Source organism: Oscillibacter sp. MSJ-31, from assembly GCF_018918025.1.
Classification (GTDB): domain Bacteria; phylum Bacillota; class Clostridia; order Oscillospirales; family Oscillospiraceae; genus Hominicoprocola.
Genome location: NZ_JAHLPT010000001.1, coordinates 192,927 through 212,042 on the forward strand (window position 1 = coordinate 192,927; position 19,116 = coordinate 212,042).

Genomic DNA, 19,116 nt, shown 5'->3' on the forward strand with positions numbered 1-19,116 from the left:
TGGTTACACTTGTCAACACTTTTTGAAAAATCTTTTTCCACGCCGTTCCGCCGCCCGTCCACGGAAGGTCTATTCGTTCTTTGAAGAAAGGCAAGCTCCCCGCATGGTTTTTTATCGCTTATGCCGATTGCCCATTCTCCGCCGCTGTGGTAAACTGATTTTCAAACATTCTGCACCGCGCGGATCGAACCCGGCGGGTGGAAATGAAAAAGGAGAAATGAAAATGAAACAGAAGCTCAGCGGCCGCGACTACACCTACGTTGCCAGTATGCTCTTCGGTATGTTCTTCGGCGCCGGAAACCTCATCTTCCCCGTTCACATGGGTCAGATGGCCGGCGCAAACATATGGCCCGCGGTCATAGGCTTCTGCGTAACGGGCGTCGGATTGCCGCTGCTCGGCGTAGCGGCGCTCGGCATCAGCCGCTCCGGCGGACTCTTTGAGCTCGGCAGCCGCGTGGGCAAGCCCTACTCTATGTTCTTCACCTGCCTGCTCTACCTGACCATCGGGCCGTTCTTCGCCATCCCCCGCTGCGCCACCACCTCCTTCACCGTGGGACTGGAGCAGGTGCTGCCGCAGGGCGGCAATACGCGGCTCTACCTGCTGGCGTTCTCCGCCGCCTTCTTCGCCGCGGCGCTGTTCTTCTCGCTCCGCCCGGGCAAGATCCTCGTCTGGGTCGGCAAGGTGCTCAACCCCTGCTTCCTGCTGTTCCTCGGCATTCTGGTCATCGTGGCGATGCTCCGCCCCGGCGCCGCCGTCGGCGCGGTCGTACCGGAGGGCGCTTACGCCGCCCAGCCTTTCTTCACCGGCTTCCTCGAGGGCTACAACACCATGGACGCGCTGGCAAGCCTTGCCTTCGGCATCGTGGTCGTACAGGTCATCCGTGGCCTCGGCGTGACCGAGCCGGACGCCGTGGCGGGCAGCACTGTCCGCGCGGGTATTTTCAGCTGTCTGCTGATGGCCGCCATCTACGTCGCCGTCACCGTCGTCGGCGTGCAGAGCCGCGGACTGTTCGAGACCTCGGAAAACGGCGGCATCGCCCTCGCGCAGATCGCGCAGCACTACCTCGGCTCCGTCGGCCTTTTGATCCTCGCCGCGACCGTGACGCTCGCCTGTCTCAAGACCTCCGTGGGTCTCATCACCAGCTGCGCGGAGACCTTCACGGGCCTCTTCCCCAAGGGCCCCACCTACCGCGTCTGGGCGGTGATCTTCAGCCTTGTCTCCCTGCTCTTCGCCAACTTCGGCCTGAGCTCCATCATCGGCTACTCCGTCCCCGTGCTGATGTTCCTCTATCCCCTCGCCATCACGCTGATCGTGCTCTCCCTTTTCGGGAAATTCTTCGCCTACGACCGCGCCGTCTTTGTCTGGACGACCGCGCTGACGCTCGCCGGCGCACTCTACGACTTTGCCGCCGCGCTGCCCGCGCCGCTGCTCGCCACCTGTCGGCTGGACGGCGTCCTCGCGATGCTGCGGGAGACCCTGCCGCTGGCGAAGCTCGGGCTGTTCTGGGTTCTTCCCGCGCTGCTGGGACTCGTTATCGGTCTGGTCCTCCACTTCGTTCGCGGCAAGGCAAACGACTGATCCTTTGCTCCTGACATTCCATGAAGAAACGGCTTGAGACACGCCATCGTGTCCCAAGCCGTTTTTCCGTTTTCTCTATCTTATTTTTTCTGCGGCTCCGCTGTCTTCTCCGGCAGCTGCGAGAGGAGCACCGCCGTGAGCATCAGCGCGCAGCCGAGGTACTCCCGTCCGCTCATGCGCTCGTGCAGGATGATGGCCCCGCAGACCACGGCGAAGAAGGACTCCAGGCTCAGCAGCAGCGAGACGACCGTCGGGTCGCCGTCCTTCTGCGCGAGAATTTGCAGCGTGTAGCCGCCCGCGCTCGAGAGGATGCCGATGTAGAGGATGTAGAACGTACACTCGCCGAGCGCCGCGAAATCGACCGTTTCGAAGGTGAAGGCACAGACGGTGGAGAGGATCATCATCACCGCGAACTGCACGCAGGAGAGCGCGATGCCGTCCACCTTCTGCACATAATGGTCCACGCAGAGGATATGCCCCGTGAAGGCAAAGGCACACAGGAAAACGAGGAAGTCGCCGCGTCCGAAGCTCATCGCGCCCTCGCTGCCCGTGAAGCAAAGGAAGTAAAGACCGACCACCGCGATCAGAACGCAGAGGAACAGCCGTTTGTTTGCCTTTTTCCCGAGGAACATACCGGCAAGCGGCACGAGCACGATGTAGAGTGCCGTGATGAAGCCCGCCTTGCCCGCCGTGGTATCGGCAATGCCGAACTGCTGCAGGTTCGTGCCGAGCGTCAGAAAAATGCCGCACACGAGACCGCCCTCCAGCAGGTCCTTTTTCTGCTGCGGCGTGTATTTTTCCTCGTGCCGCACGCGCTGCAGGATGAGCACGAGCGCCCCCAGCACCAGCACGGCGGGGATCGAACGCGCCGCCGTGAAGGTAAAGCCGCCCACTTTTCCCGCGCCGAGGCTCTGTGCCACGAACGAGCTGCCCCAAATGAATGAAGTGATGAGCGGCAGGATCACTTGCTTTGTATTTCTCTTTTTCATAGCACTTGCCTGCCCCTTTCAAAGATGATATAATTCTTAACGAAACAAGAATATCGCCTATCGTAGCAAAAAGCGCCGCGTTTGGCAATCCCCCTGTGAAAATTTTTTTAATAGGAGCCTTTCCATGTATCTCTTCGATCTTGACGGCACGCTCATCGACTCCAACGGCATCTGGGCAGAGGTGGACCGCACCTTTCTCGCCCGCCGCGGCTACCCCTATACCAAGGAGTATTACGAGGGCGTGGCGCACACTATCTTCCCCCTCGCCGCCGTGTTCACCAAGGAATACTGCCATCTCTCCGAAAGCACGGATGAGATCATGGCGGAGTGGATGGAGCTGGCGAAGGACAACTACGCTCACGTCGCGCTCAAGCCCCATGTGCGCGAGTATCTGGAAAAGCTCCGCGCACAGGGCGAGCGTATGGCGGTCTTCACGAGCTGCGTCCCCGCGCACTGCAAAACGGCACTCGCCGTCCACGACCTGAACCGCTGCTTCGAGCGCGTCATTTTCGCGCAGGAGCTGGGCATGGACAAGAGCGATCCCGCGATCTTCGCCAAGGCGACGGAGCTGCTCGGCATCACGCCGCAGGAGTGTATTTTCTTCGACGACTCGGTCAAGTCCTGCCGCAGCGCCAAGGCGAGCGGCATGACGGTCATCGGCGTGTACGACCCGTTTTTCGAGGGCACGAAGGACGAAATGCCGCTCGTCTGCGACCGCTTCATCCGCGACTTTGGTGAAATGCTGTAAAGCATAACTGCATTACAATCGTTGAAAAGGAGCGAAGCACAGGAGATTTCTGTGCTTCGCTCCTTGTTATTTTTTGGTCATGTGGACGCCGGCGGTCTTGAGCATCAGTTTTTTCGTGCCCACCTGTTCAAACGCCACCTCGATGAGCGCGTCGCCGCCCATCGGCGTGACCGAGATCACCATGCCGTCGCCGAAGGTCTTGTGGTTGACCTGATCGCCCGCGGAAAGCTGTAACGTCGGTTTGCCCGCGGCCGGCTTCGCCGCGGCGCTGACCGCGGCCTTCGCGTGCGTCGGGCGCGCGACCGTGCCGGAAAAGCCGGTCGTCACCGAGCCGCCGCGGCTGCCGTAGCCGCTGCCGAAGCCCGAGCTTCGACCGAAGCTGCCGTAGCCGTCGGCATAGTCCTCGTCGTAGCGGCTGCGCGGCTCCGCCGAGGGCTTTGAGAGCCAGTTGACGTTCTCGGCGGGGATCTCGCTCAAAAAGCGCGAGGGCGCGTTCGGCGTCGTGCGGCCGAAGAGCATACGCTGCCGCGCGTTCGTCAGCGTCAGCTTTTCCTTGGCACGCGTCATGGCAACGTAGCAGAGGCGGCGCTCCTCCTCCAGCTCCTCCTCGTCGCCGACGGCGCGATTTCCCGGGAAAATACCCTCCTCCATGCCGACGACATAGACGCAGGGAAATTCCAGTCCCTTGGCGCTGTGCATCGTCATGAGCGTCACGCAGTTGTCGGTCGAGGCGCTGTCAAGGTCGGTATAGAGCGCGATCTCGTTGAGGAAGCCCGCGAGCGTCGCGTCCTCCGGCTCGCCGTCGAGGAAGGCGAGGATGTTGGACTTGAGCTCCTGCACGTTCTCCAGCCGCCCGCGGCTCTCCATATCGCCCTTGTCCTCCAGCGCGCGGAGATAGCCGGACTGCTCGCACACGAGGTCGTAGAAGTCCGCAAGCTCCGTGTCTCCCGCCGCGTCGTGCAGCGCGTCGATCATGGCGGCGAATTTCTCCAGCCGCGCCGCGGCGGTCTTGAGCGCCGCGTATTCCCCCGCCGCGCGGAGGACGGTCATCATCGGCACGCCCTGCTCGGCGGCCAGCGTCTGCACACGCTCGACGCTCGCATTGCCGATGCCGCGGGCGGGCGTATTGATGATGCGCCGCAGCCGCAGATCGTCCGAAGGATTGTTGATGAGCGCGAGGTAGGCCAGCATATCCTTGACCTCGGCGCGGTCAAAGAATTTCATGCCGCCGACGACCTGATACGGGATGCCGTTGCGCTTGAGCGCGTATTCCAGCGCGTTCGACTGCGCGTTCATGCGGTAGAGCACCGCGTTGTCGCGCCAGTTCTTGCCGCGGTTGAAGTCCGTCATCATGCCGGAGACGACAAAGTTCGCCTCGTCCTGCTCGTTGAACACGGTCTTGATGGTCACCTTTTCGCCGCTGCCCGCGTCGGTCCAAAGCGTCTTGCCCTTACGGCCGACGTTATTTTTAATGACAGCGTTCGCCGCGTCAAGAATATTCTGCGTGGAACGGTAGTTCTGCTCGAGACGGATCGTGCGCGTACCCTTGTATTCCTTTTCAAAATTCAGAATGTTGGAGATGTCCGCGCCGCGGAAGCGATAGATGCTCTGGTCGTCGTCGCCGACCACGCAGATGTTGCGATGGCCGTCCGCAAGCAGCCGCACCAGCTCGTACTGCATCCGGTTCGTGTCCTGATACTCGTCGATGAGGATGTAGCGGAATTTGCGCTGGTAGTACGCTCGTACATCTGGCTCGTTTTGCAGCAGCCGCACCGTATGAAGAATAAGGTCGTCGAAGTCCAGCGCGTTCGCCTCGCAGAGGATGCGGTCGTAGCGCGCGTAAATTTTGGCGACGCGCTCGCGCTTCCAGTCGCCGCTGCCCGCCCACTTCTTCGAGAAGTCCTGCGGCGAGAGCAGCTCGTCCTTCGCCTTGGAGATGACCGCGAGCACCTCGCGCGGAGAAAAGGTCTTTTCGTCCAGATCCATCTCCTTGAGAATATCCTTCACCACGCGCTTGCAGTCGTCGGTATCGTAGATGGTAAAGTCGTTGGAGAAGCCGAGCTTATCAATGTCACGGCGCAGAATGCGCACGCAGGCCGAGTGGAAGGTCAGCGCCCAGATGTCGCCCGCGCCCGCGATGCCGAACGCCTCCAGGCGCTCGCGCAGCTCCTTCGCCGCCTTGTTCGTAAAGGTCACGGCGAGCACCTGCCACGGCGCCGGCGGCTCCACCGCGCAGAGCTGCCGCATCCGGCGGCGCTCGTCTGCGGTCGGCTGAGCGGGATAATTCTCAAGGAAAGCGAGATCGTCCTCCGACGCACCGGCGGGGACCTCGCCGCAGTCGCTCCCGCGGCCATAGGTCAAAAGATTTGCGATGCGGTTGATGAGCACGGTCGTCTTGCCGCTGCCCGCGCCCGCGAGCAGCAGCAGCGGCCCCTCCGTCGTCAGGACGCCGCGCCGCTGCTCCGGATTCAGCTTTGCAAAATCCCACGCAATGCACGCGCGGCGCGCCGCGCAGAAGCGGGAAGAAAAATCACTCATGCGTTCCACCTGTTTTCTCAAAATTCTCCTTGATTCTACCGCATCTCCCCTCCCCGGTCAACCGTTTTTCCCTAAATTTTGCAAAGAAATAAAAAATTTGTTCTATTTTCTATTGACAAGCACGTTTGTTCTATTTATAATGCGATTAGAACAAGAGTTTTAGAACGATTTGGAGGGTATGAACATGGCTGCTTCCACGACGATCTTTGTGCTGCTCGGCATCACTGCCGTCACGGCGAATCTGATGAAGGTCATCACCTATCTCGACCAGCCGCGCCGCAAGACGCGCCGCGTCCGTGCACGCGGATAACGGTATGGAGCTTCTGGATAAGCTCTCCGTTTTAGCGGACGCTGCCAAGTATGACGCGGCCTGCACCTCCTCGGGGGCCAAGCGCGGCTTTGAACGCGGCAAGATCGGCTGCACCTCATCCGGCGTCATGGGCTGCTGTCACAGCTTTTCCGCGGACGGACGGTGCATCACGCTGCTCAAGGTACTGCTCTCGAACGACTGTATGTACGACTGCAAATACTGTGTCAACCGGCGCACGAACGAAACGCGCCGCGCGACCTTCACGCCCGAGGAGCTTGCCGACCTGACCATCCAGTTCTACCGGCGCAACTATATTGAAGGGCTCTTTCTCTCCTCCGGCGTGCTGCGCTCGCCGGACTACACGACGGAGCTGATGATCCGCGCGCTGTCCATTCTGCGCCGCGAATACCTCTTCAACGGCTACATCCACGCAAAGGCCATCCCCGGCACCTCGCCGGAGCTGGTCGAGCAGCTTGGGATGCTCGCCGACCGTCTGAGCGTCAACATCGAGCTGCCGAGCGAAGCGTCGCTGCGCGCCCTCGCGCCGAACAAGACAAAAGCCGCCGTGCTGCGGCCCATGCGCTTCATCGCGGACCGCGGACAGGAAAACCGGCGCGAGCTGGTCAAATACCGTCACGCGCCGCGCTTTGCCCCCGCGGGGCAGGCCACGCAGATGATCGTTGGCGCGACCGGAGAGAGCGACCGCCGCATCCTGACGCTGACGCAGTCGCTCTATGACACCTATCACCTCAAGCGTGTTTTCTACTCGGCCTATGTGCCGGTGGTGGAAAATACGCTCTTACCGTCTCTGGATACCAAGCCGCCTCTTCTGCGCGAGCACCGGCTCTATCAGGCGGACTGGCTGCTGCGGTTCTACGGCTTTCGCGCCGGCGAGCTGCTCGACGAAGGCCAGCCGGACTTCGACCCGCTGCTCGATCCCAAGTGCTGCTGGGCGCTGCGGCACCCCGACTTCTTCCCGGTCGAGGTCAACCGCGCGGATTACGAAGCGCTGCTGCGCGTTCCAGGCATCGGCGTGGTCAGCGCGAAGCGCATCCTTGTCGCGCGCCGCGGCGGGGCGCTGCGCGCCGAGGACCTCAAAAAGCTCGGCGTCGTGCTCAAGCGGGCGCAGTATTTTCTCACCTGCTCTGGCCGAAGCACCGCACCGCTGCGGCTCTCGCTCGAGGGGGTCCGGCGCAATCTGACCGCCACGGAGCGTGCCTCGCTCCCGGCGGGACCGCTCGACCAGCTCTCACTCTTTGAGCCGGCATAATGAGGAGTTTTTTTATGGCATGGCGCGAGGTCGTTTATGAATACGACGGCAGCTTCGATGGACTTCTGTGCTGCATCTACGAAAGCTACACGCAAAAGGAGCTCCCCGCCGCGTTTTTCCGCACCGGAGAGCTCGAGCCATGCTTGTATGAGGTCCGCGCCGTCACGACGGACGCGGCGCACGCACGCCGCGTATACGAAGGCTTCCGGCGCTTTTCGCCGGAGGTCGGACCATTTTTGCGCCGCGCGTACTGGACATGCCTGCCCGAAAAAGAGCTTGCCATCTATCGCTTTGCCGCCAAGCTCTACCGCGAGGGAAAGCCGCTGCTGCAGCGCCTTTCCGATGAAACGTACCATCCCCTGCTGCGCGCTGTGCGGCAGCTGAACGGCGAGCTGGAGCAATACCGCGGCTTCGTGCGCTTTTCCGACATCGGCGGCGCGCTTGCCGCCGAAATCGAGCCGAAAAACCGCGTTCTGCCGCTTCTGCGCGGTCACTTCTGCCAGCGCTGCCACAATGAGACCTTTTTTCTCTATGACCGCACGCACCGCGAGGCTCTCTTTTATGCCGACGGTCATTCTGCCATCGTACCGCTGGAGGAGTTCGTCATGGCTCCGCCCGACGAGACGGAAAAGCGCTATCGCCGGCTCTGGCGTTGCTTTTATGACACCATCGCCATCCGCGAACGGGAAAACCCAAAGCTCCGCATGTCGCACATGCCGAAGCGCTTCTGGCCGCTGCTGACGGAGCTTCAGTCCGATCCGGACGCTATCCCTCCGTCTCCATCGCTGTGCGCAGCTTTTGCAGCGCCCGGCGCTCCAGCCGCGATACCTGCACCTGCGACACGCCAAGCACCCGCGCCGTCTGCTCCTGCGTCAGCGCCTTGAAAAAACGCAGCAGGATCGTCATGCGCTCCCGCTCCGGCAGCAGGTCGATCGCCGCGCGAAGGGAAAGCTGCTCGATCAGGCTCTCCTCCGGGCTTTCCGTGCCGAGAAGCGTTTCCAGCGTTAGCCCGTCGCCCATCTCCTGCTGAAAGGACTCCGGCGCGGCAGAGGCAAGGTCGGCATCCGCGATCTCCTCGACGCTCAAGCCGGTCTCCTCCGCAAGCTCAGAGAGGACAGGCTCGCGTCCGAGCTGCACCCGCAGCTTCTCCCGCGCACTGTAGATGCTCTGCGACCGCTCGCGCAGAGTCCGGCTCACCTTTATCGCGCCGTCGTCACGGAGAAATCGCCGTATTTCACCCGCGATCTTCGGTACGGCGTAGGTGGAAAACTGCGTTCCATATGTAAGGTCAAATCCCTTAACAGCCTTTAGAAATCCGATGCAGCCGAGCTGGTAGAGGTCCTCCGTCTCCACGCCGCGGCCATTGTAGCGGCGCACGACGCTCCAGATCAGGCCGGTATTCTCCCGCAGTACACGCTCGCCGGCTTCCTCGTCGCCGCTCTGCGCCGCTTCGAGCAGGGCAAAGGTCTCGGCTGTGCTCATGCGCGGCCTGTGCGCTGCGCGATCCTTTTGCGCATGGTCACGACGGTCCCCTTGTCTGGGCGGGAGCGGACCTTGAGCGTATCCATGAAGCTCTCCATGATGGTGAAGCCCATACCGCTGCGCTCCTCGCCTCCGGTCGTAAAGAGCGGCTCGCGTGCTTTCTCCACGTCCGCAATGCCGCGTCCCCAGTCGTATACTGCGATCTCCAGCACGCCGCCGTCCAGCAGGCGCACGCGAACCACGATCTTTCCAAGCGTATCGGGATAGGCGTGAACGATGGCATTTGTCACCGCCTCGCTCACCGCCGTCTTAATGTCGCCGAGCTCGTCGAGCGTCGGGTCGAGCTGGGACGCAAAGGCCGCGACCGCGCTGCGGGCAAAGCCCTCGTTCGTGCTGCGGCTGAGAAACTCCAGTTTTATGTAGTTGCTGCTCTTTTTCATATCCTTCCTCCTTACTGCATTGTGACCAGACGCGGTACCCCCGCCGCGTCGAAAACCTTTCGGGCCTGCGCCGGCACGCCGGTGACGATCAGACTTCCGCCGAGCGCCGCCATGCGGCGGTGTGCGCGCAGCACCACGGCGATCCCGGAGGAATCCATGAAGGACACTCCCGAAAGGTCCATCGTCAGCGACAGCGGCAGCGCCGCGTCGAGCGCGTGGTCGATCTGCTGCATCGCGCCGTGCGCGCCGTGGTGATCCAGCTCTCCGCTGATCGCAAGCGTCATCTCTCTTCCGTTTGTTCTTGTCAGAACCTCCATGTCCCGACCTCCTCTTGCTCGTTCTGCACCTCTGTGCGCCTTCAGTATAGCCTGTCCGCAGCCGTTTTTTTGTCGAAAGAATGTGCCATTCCGTTTCTTTTTGCCTGTTCTGTCTTTTTTTCGCTTGCTCTTTTCCCATCGGACATTGTAAAATGCTGCTATCATATCAAGGGCCGAACGGCCCGATATAAGGAGGCAGTGTCATGCGCAGAAACGACCGCGAGATCACCGACAGCCGGGAGATCCTCTCCATTGTCAATGAATGTAAAGTTATTCGCCTTGCTATGCTTGATGAACAGGGACTCCCCTACATCATCCCGCTCAATTTCGGCTACCGCTTCGCGGATGGCGTTTTTACCTTCTACTGCCACAGCGCCAGGGAAGGCCGCAAGCTCGAGCTGCTGCGCCGCGACCCACGCATATCCTTTGAAATGGACTGCCGCGGCGAGCTGCAGTCCGCCGACCACGCCTGCGGCTACGGCTACTACTATGCCTCCGTCATCGGCAGCGGCACGGCAGAGCTCATTGAGGGGGCGGAAAAGCTCGATGCGCTCTCCGCGCTCATGCGCCACATGGCAGGCCGTGAGGATACCTTTACGGAAGAGCAGGCGCGCGGTGTGGCGGTTCTCGCCATCCGGGTCAGGTCGCTGAGCGCAAAGGCAAAAAAGCATTGAAAAAGCGCAGGGAGTCTCCCTGCGCTTTCCCGATATGCTCTTTGTTCTGACGGTACGGTGGTTTTACTTCCGGCTCTGCGCCAGAACCTCCCAGTAATCCTTGTAGTTTGCCTGCAGCAGCTCCGGGGTGTTGAGGCCGTAGGGGCACTTTGCTATGCAATGTCCGCAGTGCCTGCACTGCTCGATTTGGTGCATTTTGGCCTGCCATTCCTCGGTGAGCCACGCCTGCGCCGGCGCGCGGCGCAGCATCAGCGACATACGCGCGCACTGGTTGATCTCGATGCCCGCGGGGCACGGCATACAGTAGCCGCAGCCGCGGCAGAACTCGCCGCAAAGCTCCCGGCGGTCGCGCTCGATCGTCGCGCGGCGCTCGTCCGTCAGCTCCGCACCCTCGCGGATGCACTGCAAAAACTGATCCAGCTCGCTCTCCCGCTGCACACCCCAGATGGGCACCACATTTTCCTGCGCCGCCATCCAGGCCGCCGCGGTCAAGCCGTCGCGGAGCAGGCCGCCGGCCATGCCCTTCATCGCAATAAAGCCCATGCCGTGCGCGCGGCAGCCCTCGACCAATGCGAGCTCCTGTTCCCCGGCAAGATAGCTGAACGGGAATTGCAGCGAGGCGTATAACCCGGAGTCGATGGCCTCCTGCGCCACCGCAAGGCGATGGTTCGTGATGGAAATGTGGCGGATCTTCCCCTGCTTTTTTGCCTCGAGCGCCGCGTCGTACAGACCGTCCTCGCCGCCCGGCTTCGGACAGAAGGCCGGATTGTGGAACTGGTAAATGTCGATGTAGTCGGTCTTGAGTGTGCGCAAGCTGGTCTCAAGGTCGCGCCAGAAGCCCTCGGCGGTCTGCGCGCCGGTCTTGGTCGCCAGCACGATCCGGTCGCGCATCCCGGAAAAGGCCGCGCCGACCTTCTGCTCGCTGTCAGAATACGCGCGGGCGGTGTCGAAGAAATTGATGCCGCCGTCGCAGGCCTTGTGCAGCAGCTTCACCGCCTCCGTCTCGCTGATGCGCTGAATGGGCAGGCAGCCGAAGCCGTTCTTTTCGATCACAAGGCCGGTGGAGCCGAATTCGATCTTCTGCATAGGTGTGTCACCCTCCTTTGATAGTAAGGTAAGTATAACAAAAGAACAGGGACTTGAAAAGCCCTCACTTTGCCGTTGACTTTCTCACATCTCTCTGCTACCATAAAAATATCATAGACAAGCCGGAATTTGAGAGGAGGACTTTTATGGGAGAGTTCATCTATGAAGCGTTAGCGCAATACGTCACAATCTTCTTTTTCGTCGTTATGGTCCTTCCCGCAGTCGTTATTTTCCTGGGTTATCTGATCTATATCGTTGTCATGTGTATTAGGGAAATGAAAAAGAAGTAATCACACGCCTTATATGGTAAACGCCCTGCCGCGGGAGGTCCTGCGGCAGGGCGTTTTGGATGTCTTTTACTTCTTCATCGCGGCGGCGGAGGCGTCGAGCTTCTCGATGAGAGCACGGAGCTTGGCCGCGTCCTCGCGGGCGCCGTTGACGACGGCCTCAGGCGCCTTGGCGATAAAGCCCTGATTCGAGAGCTTGTTCTCAATGCCGGCGAGCTGCTTTTCTGCGTTCGCCTTTTCCTTGGCGATGCGGGCCAGCTCCTTCTCGAAGTCCACCAGCTCGGCGAGCGGCATCAGCACGCGCGCGGCATGGGTCACGACCTCGATCGAACCGTCCGGCGTGGGGATATTCGCGTCGGCAACGGTCACGTCGCTCGCGGAGGCGAGGCGCTTGAAGAACGGAATGCCGCGCGCAAAGGTGTCCGCGTGCGCGGTGGCGATGGTGTAATGCACCTTCTTCGAGGGCGCGACGTTCATCTCGTTGCGGCGGGCGCGGATGGCGGTGATGGCGTCGATGATGAGTCCCATCGCCTCTTCCTCCTGCGGGAAGCTGAGCTCGGTGCGGTACTCCGGCCACTTCTGCAACATGATGAACTCGCCCTTGTCCTCGGCCGTATGCGGCAGAGCCTGATAGATCTCCTCGGTGATGAACGGCATGAACGGATGCAGCAGCTTGAGCGTTTCGATCAGCACATAGCACAGCACGTTCTGCGCGTTGATCTTCGCGCACTCGTCGTCGCCGGTCAGGCGAGCCTTGCACAGCTCGATGAACCAGTCGCAGTAGGTGTCCCAGATGAAGTCGTAGACCTTTGCGGACGCGACGCCGATCTCAAAGGCGTCCATGTTGTCGGTGACTTCCTTCACGAGCGTGTTGAGCTTGCTCAGCACCCACTTATCCTCCAGCTCCAGCTGCTCGGGCAGCTCGACATGGTCGATGGTGAGGTTCATCATCACGAAGCGGCTCGCGTTCCAGATCTTGTTGGCGAAGTTGCGCATAGCCTCGCACTTCTCAACGTAGAAGCGCGCGTCGTTGCCGGGAGAGTTGCCGGTGATGAGGTTGAAGCGCAGCGCGTCCGCGCCGTACTTCTCCGCCATCTCCAGCGGGTCGATGCCGTTGCCGAGGGACTTGGACATCTTGCGGCCCTTGTCGTCGCGGACGAGGCCGTGGATGAACACCGTCTTGAATGGCTCCTTCTTCATCTGCTCCATGCCGGAGAAGATCATGCGCGCGACCCAGAAGAAGATAATGTCGTAGCCCGTGACCATGACGGACGTGGGATACCAGTACTTGAGGTCGGCGGAGTCCAGATCGGGCCAGCCGAGCGTGGAGAACGGCCAGAGTGCGGAGGAGAACCAGGTGTCGAGCACGTCCTCCTCGCGGGTGAGGTGCGTGCTGCCGCACTTTTCGCACTTGCTTGGGTCCTCGCGGCTGACATTGATGTGGCCGCAGTCGTCGCAGTACCACGCGGGGATCTGGTGACCCCACCACAGCTGGCGGGAGATGCACCAGTCATGCACATTCTCCATCCAGTTGATATAGGTCTTGGTGAAGCGCTCGGGCACAAACTTGATGGTGCCGTCCTGCACGACGCGGATGGCCTCCTTGGCGAGCGGCTCCATCTTCACGAACCACTGCGCGGAGATGAGGGGCTCGACATCGTTGTGGCAGCGGTAGCAGGTGCCGACGTTGTGGGAGTACGGCTCGGTCTTGACGAGGTAGCCCTGCTCCTCAAGGTCCTTGACGATGGCATTACGGCACTCGTAGCGGTCCATGCCGTTGTAGGGGCCGCCGTTTTCGTTGATGGTGCCGTCGTCGGCGATAACGCGGATGACCTCAAGGTTGTGGCGCAGGCCGACCTCGAAGTCGTTCGGGTCGTGGGCGGGGGTCATCTTGACCGCGCCCGTGCCGAAGCCGATCTCGCAGTACTCGTCGCCCACGATGGGAATCTCGCGGTTCATGATCGGCAGGATGCACTTCTTGCCGATGAGGTGCTTGAACTTCTCGTCCTCGGGGTTGACCGCGACGCCGGTATCGCCCATCATCGTCTCAGGACGGGTGGTGGCGACGACGATGTCGCCGCTGCCGTCGGCGAGCGGGTAGCGGATATACCAGAGGTGACCGGGCTTATCGACGTACTCGACCTCCGCGTCGGACAGCGCCGTCAGGCAATGCGGGCACCAGTTGATGATGCGGCTGCCCTTATAAATGAGGCCCTTGTCGTACAGCTCGCAGAAGGTCTCGCGCACGGCCCTGGAGCAGCCCTCGTCCATCGTGAAGCGGGAGCGGGACCAGTCGCAGCTCGCGCCCATCTTCTTCTGCTGCTCGACGATGCGGTTGCCGTACTTTTCCTTCCATTCCCACACGCGCTGAAGGAACTTCTCGCGGCCAAGGTCGTAGCGGGTCAGGCCCTCCTTGGTGCGCAGCTCCTCCTCGACCTTGATCTGCGTGGCGATGCCCGCGTGGTCGGTGCCGGGGAGCCACAGCGCCTCATAGCCCTGCATCCGCTTGAAGCGGGTCAGGATATCCTGCAGCGTCGCATCCATCGCGTGGCCCATGTGCAGCTGGCCGGTGACGTTCGGCGGCGGCATGACGATGGAAAACGGCTTCTTGTCGGGGTCCGGGGTCGCCTTGAAGCAGTCGTTGTCCATCCACATCCGGTAGATGCGGCCCTCGACCTGCTGGGGCTCATACACTTTCGGTAGCTCTTTCATTGGTTTTCTCCTGTCTTTATGGTAAATTTCTGATTTTTAATGCTTGAAAAGCTGATACTTGGCCTTCATGAGCTGCTTTTGGCGGCGCTCGGAAATGTCGTAGTATTCCACGGTCTTATCGCCCTTGAGCCAGCGATCCATGCAGCTGCGGAACTCCTCGACCGTGCCCTCGCGGAGCGCGTCCTTGGGCAGCGCAAGGTATTGTCTGGAGCGCCCGCCGCCGCGGCAAAGCTCAAAAATGCGGTCGCTCTCGGTCACGCGGTTGAGATTTTGGAAGTCCCACTCGCCGACCTTGCCGTCCTCGTTGTAAATTTCAACGGCGGGGCTGTCCTCGGTGATCTCAATGCGCAGCACCTTATTCAGGTCGGCGTAGGTCTGATCCCTCCGCCCACGGTAGAGCAGCTTGAGAAACGCCTTGGGGTTGCCGCTCGTATAGTCCAGATAGCCCTGCTGGAACAGGATCACGCCGACGACCAGCGCCGCGACCTGCACGGCCTCCGTCATGTCCTTATGCCGGAATACGACGATCAGGACACACAGCACGACCGTCGCCGCGCACAGTATGACAGCCCTCGTCCAGTTGCGCTTGCGGTTGCTGACGTGGCGCAGCAGGATCTCCTGCTCGGCGGCGAGATCGTAGTCGCTCGCCTTGGCTTCAAATACGAATTTCATCTTCTCTCTCCTGTTATCGTTTTGATTTTCGCTCAGATATATTCCACCGTTTTGCCGGTCTTGGCCTCGATGAACGCGCGGAAGTCCGCACTGTCGCCGACCACAAAGCGATCCTTCGGCAGGATATAGGCGTGCAGCTTGTCCACAAAGAGGAAATAGCGGTCCCGATAGTGATACAAGCGCTCGAACGCATGATACGGCACCGATGCCGCGGCCTTGCTGCTGCTCTGCGCCAGCCCCTCGTCGCTGAACTTTATCGTCAAGTTCTCGACCTGAAGCGTCTGTTTCCTTGTGCCCCATGCGTTGATTCGGTTGTAGAAAACAGAGACGAGGAGCAGGATCACGCCCAATAAGATCCATACGATGCCATTCAGCGTCATCCCCGGCAGCGTCAGAACAGCTACGCCGCTCCCTAAAATCCCCATCCCCAAGACCGTGCAGAAGATGCGCATGATGCGGCTGCGCCACTTGCGCATGATCCTGCTCGACAGCTTGCTGAGAGCCAGAATATCTTCCTTCCGGTAGCTGTGGTCAAAGCGCAGCACAAAGTAGTCCATAGAGCCTTCCTTTCAAAGAAAAACGCCCTGAGCATTTCTGCTCAGGGCGAACCAAAAAGTCCGTGTTACCACCTGAATTCCCGCCCGGTCGGCGGACACTCGCGACTCTGTAACGGGAGTTCCCGTCCGGCCTACTGCATCGTTCAGCCCGGCTGCTCCGCGGTGACTTCGGCGGCCCGCTCACGAGGGACTTGCACCATCCGCCCTCTCTCTGTGCTTCGTGAGCCGCGTACTCTTCCGCTTCCTTGCATTTTCGGCTGTTATTATATGCAATATTGACCGATTTGTCAAGACATCTTGAGAATCTCGCGCTTGAGCCGCGCGATGATACGCTTTTCCAGTCTTGAGATGTAGCTTTGCGAAATGCCGAGGTAGTCGGCGACCTCCTTCTGCGTCTTTTCCTCCCGCCCGCCGAGGCCGAAGCGCAGCGTGATGATCTCACGCTCGCGCTCGGAAAGTCGGCTGACCGCGGTCGTCAGCAGCTGGCGGTCCACGTCGTCCTCGATGGGGCGAAGCACCGTGTCGCCGTCCGTGCCGAGAATATCCGAGAGCAGCAGCTCGTTGCCGTCCCAGTCCGTGTTGAGCGGCTCGTCGAAGCTGACCTCGACCTTCTGATTGGCGTTTTTGCGCAGATACATGAGTATTTCGTTCTCGATGCAGCGCGAGGCATAGGTCGCGAGCTTGATGTTCTTGTCGCTGCGGTAGGTGTTGATGGCCTTGATGAGACCGATGGTGCCGATGGAGATAAGATCCTCGATGTTGATGCCGGTGTTGTCGAAGCGGCGGGCGATGTAGGCGACGAGACGGAGATTGTGCTCAATGAGGATCTGCCGCACCTCAAAGTCGCCCTCGTCGAGCCGCGCGAGCATCTGTGCCTCCACGTCGCGCGAGAGCGGCGGCGGGAGCGAATCGCTGCCGCCGATGTAGAAGATGCCGCTGCGCGGCAGCAGGCCGCACCGTGCAAGCCGCGCGCAGAGCCTATCCCAAAGCCGCCTGAACCAACTCATGTGCCCCCTCCTGTTCCTCCATGCGCCATACGCCCTGAAAGCCGCTGTCGCCGTAAATGTCCGGCGAAACGGCGACCAGCCGCCGTCCCAAGTCCCTGCCGTTCACGCGAATGCTGTCGCAGTAAAACGTCCGTAGCGTCCCGCTGCCGCCCGCCGTCGTGCAGGAAAGCGTTATGTAACCCTCCTCACGCTCCGGCAGCAGCGCGCGCAGGGCGCTCTGCCCGATGACCGGAACGCTCTCCCCGGTGAGGGGATCGGTGAGCAGATTGCCGCTGTCGTGCAGCAGTCGAAGCGTGACGGTCTTCCCGCCGCGCGTGAGCGTTACGCGCAGCAGCTCCCCACCGTCGTGCCGCGCTCCGCCGCGAAAAACGGTCGAGAGCAGCAGATAGGTCACGCCCATCGCGCCGAGCAGCACGCCCCACGGAAGCTGTGCAAAGATCACGCCGCGCGCGACGCGCTCCAATGTGCCGCAACATTGGCCGAGCAGCAGCACACCTCCGCCGAGAGCGCAGGAGAGCAGCAGCGTCAGCAGCCCCAGTTTGAATGCCCGTCCCGTGCCGCGGAAGGCGAGCAGCGCCATCCCGACGAACGCCGCAGCGGTCTGCCACGGCGAGCACGGCAGAACGAGCCGGAGCACGGCGTAGGCCGCGCCGAAGGCCGCCGCACCGAGGAGCCGCAGCCGCGGCACCGTCCGCCCCGCGAGCCGCGCCGCCGACAGCAGCAGCAGATAGTCCGCCGCGCCGTTCACCAGCGCCGCAAGGTCCCAGTAGACCACCATGCCGGTCATCCCCCCCTCTTCCGTGCCGTCAGCATACCACAGCGCGGACGCGGAAAAAGGACGAAACAGGGCCGTCCGCACAAAATGTACGGACGGCCCTGCATTCAATTCTTATTATACAAGAAACGGAATGACCATGCTCGCGAGCAGCGAGACGATCATCACGACCACCAGAATGAGCGCCATCGCGCGCGTTTTCTTATTCATCGGCTTTCTCCTCCCGTTCGAGAATCTTCTTAATGCCCTTCTCTGCCTTGGCGCGCGGCAGCATCACCTCATGGCCGCAGCCGGTGCATCTGAGCTTCACGTCCATACCCACGCGTGTGATCTCAAAGATCTTCTCGCCGCAGGGGTGCGGCTTTTTCATTTCGACCCTGTCGCGGAGCCTAATGTCCATCGGCATGTTTGATCGCCTCCCAGTATTTCGCCGCGGCTTGCTCAACCTTGTTGTCGCCGTAGCGATAGTAGACCGCGTTTTTGATCGGGTCGGGCAGGTATTGCTGCTTCACCCAATGGTTCGGGAACTCGTGCGGGTACTTGTAGCCCTGCTCGCGCTCAAGGCCCGTGGAGTCCGCGTGAACGTTTTGCAGCTCACGCGGAATATCGCCGGTCCTGCCGCGCCTGACGTCGGCCCACGCCGCGTTGATGCCCTCGACCACGCTGTTGGATTTCGGCGCGGTGGCAAGCAGGATCGCCGCCTGCGCCAGCGGCAGCTGCGCTTCGGGAAGTCCCAACTGCATCGCGGTATCCACGCAGGCCTTCACGATGGCGACCGCCTGCGGGTATGCCATGCCGATATCCTCGCTCGCCGAGCACAAAAGCCGGCGGCAGGGCGTCACGAGGTCGCCCGCCTCGAGGAAACGCGCAAGGTAATGGAGCGCCGCGTCGGGGTCGCTGCCGCGCAGCGACTTCATCAGCGCCGAGGCCATGTCGTACATCGCGTCGCCGCCCTTATCGTAGCGCATCGCGCTGCGCTGCGCCACCTGTAAGGCGTCTTCGCTTGTCAGCAGAAGCTCACCGTCCTTTGTCTCCGCCGCCTCATAAAGCAGTTCGCAGGCATTGATGGCCTTGCGCACATCGCCGCCGCATTGGGTCGCGAGGAGCATGGGCACGCCCTCCTCCCACGCAAGCGGGAGCGGGCTGCGCTCCTTGAGGATGCCGAGCGCCCGCTCAACGGCGGGCAGCAGCTCGCGCGGCTCGACCTGCTTGAACTCGAACACCGTCGAGCGCGAGAGCAGCGCGTTGTAAACATAGAAAAACGGATTCTCCGTCGTGGACGCGATGAGCGTGATGGAGCCGTTCTCCATGAACTCCAACAGGCTCTGCTGCTGCTTTTTGTTGAAATACTGAATTTCGTCGAGGTAGAGCAGAATGCCCCCGGGTGCCATCAGCGTGCCGACGCTCGCGATGATGTCCTTCACGTCCTGTAAGCTCGCGGTCGTCGCGTTGAGCCGGTAGAGCGTTTTATTCGTCTTGTTGGCGATGATGTTGGCGATGGTCGTTTTTCCCGTGCCGGAGGGGCCGTAGAAGATCATGTTCGCGCTCGTGCCCGCGTCGATCAGACGGCGCAGCACGCCGCCCGGTCCGATCAGATGGCGCTGGCCCACGACCTCGTCCAGGCTCTGCGGGCGAATTTCGTCCGCGAGCGGTCTTGTGCTCATGCTATCCCC

20 protein-coding genes and 1 other annotated feature are annotated in these 19,116 nt (G+C 61.4%); of the genes, 7 read left to right on the forward strand and 13 right to left on the reverse strand.

Annotated elements, in window-relative coordinates; genetic code table 11:
* Positions 1-223: 223 nt before the first annotated feature.
* Positions 224-1,579 carry a branched-chain amino acid transport system II carrier protein gene (gene brnQ, locus KQI17_RS00835; RefSeq protein ID WP_216494314.1) on the forward strand — a complete coding sequence of 452 codons (1,356 nt, stop codon included), beginning with the start codon at positions 224-226 and terminating at the stop codon, positions 1,577-1,579.
* 80 nt (positions 1,580-1,659) lie between these two features.
* Here brnQ and KQI17_RS00840 read toward each other — a convergent pair whose 3' ends face one another.
* A complete protein-coding gene (locus tag KQI17_RS00840; protein ID WP_216494315.1) occupies positions 1,660-2,568 on the reverse strand; it encodes a DMT family transporter in 909 nt (302 codons plus the stop codon).
* Between the two features lie 124 nt (positions 2,569-2,692).
* Between KQI17_RS00840 and KQI17_RS00845 the strand changes: the two genes are divergently transcribed.
* The gene (locus KQI17_RS00845; RefSeq protein ID WP_216494316.1) at positions 2,693-3,316 is read left to right on the forward strand and encodes an HAD family phosphatase; all 624 of its coding nucleotides are present in this window, start codon (positions 2,693-2,695) and stop codon (positions 3,314-3,316) included.
* A gap of 66 nt (positions 3,317-3,382) precedes the next feature.
* On the opposite strand, the gene KQI17_RS00850 is transcribed toward KQI17_RS00845, so the two are convergent.
* Entirely contained in the window at positions 3,383-5,854 is a 2,472-nt protein-coding gene (locus KQI17_RS00850) for an ATP-dependent helicase (RefSeq protein ID WP_216494317.1), read from the reverse strand.
* 184 nt (positions 5,855-6,038) lie between these two features.
* Between KQI17_RS00850 and KQI17_RS13750 the strand changes: the two genes are divergently transcribed.
* Genes KQI17_RS13750 through KQI17_RS00860 form a run of 3 tightly spaced genes read left to right on the forward strand, consistent with a single transcriptional unit; the run spans position 6,039 to position 8,318 of the window.
* Positions 6,039-6,164: a hypothetical protein gene (locus KQI17_RS13750; protein ID WP_022018790.1), complete on the forward strand. Its 126-nt coding sequence runs from the start codon at positions 6,039-6,041 to the stop codon at positions 6,162-6,164.
* Positions 6,165-6,168: 4 nt separating this feature from the next.
* Entirely contained in the window at positions 6,169-7,434 is a 1,266-nt protein-coding gene (locus tag KQI17_RS00855) for a putative DNA modification/repair radical SAM protein (protein ID WP_216494318.1), read from the forward strand.
* 14 nt (positions 7,435-7,448) lie between these two features.
* A complete protein-coding gene (locus KQI17_RS00860; RefSeq protein ID WP_216494319.1) occupies positions 7,449-8,318 on the forward strand; it encodes a TIGR03915 family putative DNA repair protein in 870 nt (289 codons plus the stop codon).
* On the opposite strand, the gene KQI17_RS00865 is transcribed toward KQI17_RS00860, so the two are convergent.
* The 3 genes from KQI17_RS00865 to KQI17_RS00875 are packed head-to-tail and all read right to left on the reverse strand — an operon-like array spanning position 8,200 to position 9,673.
* A complete protein-coding gene (locus KQI17_RS00865) occupies positions 8,200-8,916 on the reverse strand; it encodes a sigma-70 family RNA polymerase sigma factor (RefSeq protein WP_216494320.1) in 717 nt (238 codons plus the stop codon). The two genes, KQI17_RS00860 and KQI17_RS00865, sit on opposite strands and share 119 nt — an antisense overlap.
* Positions 8,913-9,356, reverse strand: coding sequence for an anti-sigma F factor (spoIIAB, locus tag KQI17_RS00870; protein ID WP_216494321.1), 444 nt, complete (start codon positions 9,354-9,356; stop codon positions 8,913-8,915). The genes KQI17_RS00865 and spoIIAB overlap by 4 nt, the downstream gene beginning before the upstream one ends.
* Before the next feature lie 11 nt (positions 9,357-9,367).
* Positions 9,368-9,673, reverse strand: a complete 306-nt coding sequence (locus KQI17_RS00875; RefSeq protein WP_022018786.1) for an STAS domain-containing protein — start codon at positions 9,671-9,673, stop codon at positions 9,368-9,370.
* A gap of 203 nt (positions 9,674-9,876) precedes the next feature.
* Between KQI17_RS00875 and KQI17_RS00880 the strand changes: the two genes are divergently transcribed.
* Positions 9,877-10,347 (forward strand): pyridoxamine 5'-phosphate oxidase family protein, encoded by a 471-nt coding sequence (locus KQI17_RS00880; protein ID WP_216494322.1) that lies wholly within the window; start codon positions 9,877-9,879, stop codon positions 10,345-10,347.
* 63 nt (positions 10,348-10,410) lie between these two features.
* Here the strand turns inward: KQI17_RS00880 and KQI17_RS00885 are convergent, their stop codons facing one another.
* Positions 10,411-11,433, reverse strand: a complete 1,023-nt coding sequence (locus KQI17_RS00885; RefSeq protein WP_216494323.1) for an aldo/keto reductase — start codon at positions 11,431-11,433, stop codon at positions 10,411-10,413.
* A 146-nt stretch (positions 11,434-11,579) separates the two neighbouring features.
* Between KQI17_RS00885 and KQI17_RS00890 the strand changes: the two genes are divergently transcribed.
* Complete coding sequence (locus tag KQI17_RS00890) at positions 11,580-11,723, forward strand: hypothetical protein (protein ID WP_216494324.1); 144 nt, start codon at positions 11,580-11,582, stop codon at positions 11,721-11,723.
* 66 nt (positions 11,724-11,789) lie between these two features.
* Here KQI17_RS00890 and KQI17_RS00895 read toward each other — a convergent pair whose 3' ends face one another.
* The 7 genes from KQI17_RS00895 to KQI17_RS00925 form a co-directional block, all read right to left on the reverse strand.
* Positions 11,790-14,432 carry a valine--tRNA ligase gene (locus tag KQI17_RS00895; RefSeq protein ID WP_216494325.1) on the reverse strand — a complete coding sequence of 881 codons (2,643 nt, stop codon included), beginning with the start codon at positions 14,430-14,432 and terminating at the stop codon, positions 11,790-11,792.
* A gap of 36 nt (positions 14,433-14,468) precedes the next feature.
* Positions 14,469-15,104 carry a hypothetical protein gene (locus KQI17_RS00900; protein ID WP_216494326.1) on the reverse strand — a complete coding sequence of 212 codons (636 nt, stop codon included), beginning with the start codon at positions 15,102-15,104 and terminating at the stop codon, positions 14,469-14,471.
* Between the two features lie 32 nt (positions 15,105-15,136).
* Positions 15,137-15,661 carry a YcxB family protein gene (locus tag KQI17_RS00905; RefSeq protein ID WP_216494327.1) on the reverse strand — a complete coding sequence of 175 codons (525 nt, stop codon included), beginning with the start codon at positions 15,659-15,661 and terminating at the stop codon, positions 15,137-15,139.
* 39 nt (positions 15,662-15,700) lie between these two features.
* Positions 15,701-15,916: a binding site (T-box leader), on the reverse strand.
* A gap of 32 nt (positions 15,917-15,948) precedes the next feature.
* Positions 15,949-16,668, reverse strand: coding sequence for an RNA polymerase sporulation sigma factor SigE (gene sigE / locus KQI17_RS00910; protein WP_216494328.1), 720 nt, complete (start codon positions 16,666-16,668; stop codon positions 15,949-15,951).
* Positions 16,640-17,455 carry a sigma-E processing peptidase SpoIIGA gene (locus KQI17_RS00915; RefSeq protein ID WP_216494329.1) on the reverse strand — a complete coding sequence of 272 codons (816 nt, stop codon included), beginning with the start codon at positions 17,453-17,455 and terminating at the stop codon, positions 16,640-16,642. Before KQI17_RS00915 ends, sigE begins: the two co-directional genes overlap by 29 nt.
* A 190-nt stretch (positions 17,456-17,645) precedes the next feature.
* Positions 17,646-17,849: a DUF951 domain-containing protein gene (locus KQI17_RS00920; RefSeq protein WP_022018179.1), complete on the reverse strand. Its 204-nt coding sequence runs from the start codon at positions 17,847-17,849 to the stop codon at positions 17,646-17,648.
* Entirely contained in the window at positions 17,833-19,107 is a 1,275-nt protein-coding gene (locus KQI17_RS00925) for a replication-associated recombination protein A (protein WP_216494330.1), read from the reverse strand. The genes KQI17_RS00920 and KQI17_RS00925 overlap by 17 nt, the downstream gene beginning before the upstream one ends.
* Positions 19,108-19,116: the final 9 nt, after the last annotated feature.

Bases quoted from the DNA above. Each gene is read 5' to 3' on its own strand.
- spoIIAB (WP_216494321.1), bottom strand. From the start codon at position 9,356: ATGAAAAAGAGCAGCAACTACATAAAACTGGAGTTTCTCAGCCGCAGC.
- KQI17_RS00855 (WP_216494318.1), top strand. From the start codon at position 6,169: ATGGAGCTTCTGGATAAGCTCTCCGTTTTAGCGGACGCTGCCAAGTAT.
- KQI17_RS00860 (WP_216494319.1), top strand. From the start codon at position 7,449: ATGGCATGGCGCGAGGTCGTTTATGAATACGACGGCAGCTTCGATGGA.
- KQI17_RS00865 (WP_216494320.1), bottom strand. From the start codon at position 8,916: ATGAGCACAGCCGAGACCTTTGCCCTGCTCGAAGCGGCGCAGAGCGGC.
- brnQ (WP_216494314.1), top strand. From the start codon at position 224: ATGAAACAGAAGCTCAGCGGCCGCGACTACACCTACGTTGCCAGTATG.
- KQI17_RS00885 (WP_216494323.1), bottom strand. From the start codon at position 11,433: ATGCAGAAGATCGAATTCGGCTCCACCGGCCTTGTGATCGAAAAGAAC.
- KQI17_RS13750 (WP_022018790.1), top strand. From the start codon at position 6,039: ATGGCTGCTTCCACGACGATCTTTGTGCTGCTCGGCATCACTGCCGTC.
- KQI17_RS00905 (WP_216494327.1), bottom strand. From the start codon at position 15,661: ATGGACTACTTTGTGCTGCGCTTTGACCACAGCTACCGGAAGGAAGAT.
- KQI17_RS00840 (WP_216494315.1), bottom strand. From the start codon at position 2,568: ATGAAAAAGAGAAATACAAAGCAAGTGATCCTGCCGCTCATCACTTCA.
- KQI17_RS00890 (WP_216494324.1), top strand. From the start codon at position 11,580: ATGGGAGAGTTCATCTATGAAGCGTTAGCGCAATACGTCACAATCTTC.
- KQI17_RS00920 (WP_022018179.1), bottom strand. From the start codon at position 17,849: ATGCCGATGGACATTAGGCTCCGCGACAGGGTCGAAATGAAAAAGCCG.
- sigE (WP_216494328.1), bottom strand. From the start codon at position 16,668: ATGAGTTGGTTCAGGCGGCTTTGGGATAGGCTCTGCGCGCGGCTTGCA.
- KQI17_RS00915 (WP_216494329.1), bottom strand. From the start codon at position 17,455: ATGACCGGCATGGTGGTCTACTGGGACCTTGCGGCGCTGGTGAACGGC.
- KQI17_RS00880 (WP_216494322.1), top strand. From the start codon at position 9,877: ATGCGCAGAAACGACCGCGAGATCACCGACAGCCGGGAGATCCTCTCC.
- KQI17_RS00845 (WP_216494316.1), top strand. From the start codon at position 2,693: ATGTATCTCTTCGATCTTGACGGCACGCTCATCGACTCCAACGGCATC.
- KQI17_RS00900 (WP_216494326.1), bottom strand. From the start codon at position 15,104: ATGAAATTCGTATTTGAAGCCAAGGCGAGCGACTACGATCTCGCCGCC.
- KQI17_RS00850 (WP_216494317.1), bottom strand. From the start codon at position 5,854: ATGAGTGATTTTTCTTCCCGCTTCTGCGCGGCGCGCCGCGCGTGCATT.
- KQI17_RS00925 (WP_216494330.1), bottom strand. From the start codon at position 19,107: ATGAGCACAAGACCGCTCGCGGACGAAATTCGCCCGCAGAGCCTGGAC.
- KQI17_RS00895 (WP_216494325.1), bottom strand. From the start codon at position 14,432: ATGAAAGAGCTACCGAAAGTGTATGAGCCCCAGCAGGTCGAGGGCCGC.
- KQI17_RS00875 (WP_022018786.1), bottom strand. From the start codon at position 9,673: ATGGAGGTTCTGACAAGAACAAACGGAAGAGAGATGACGCTTGCGATC.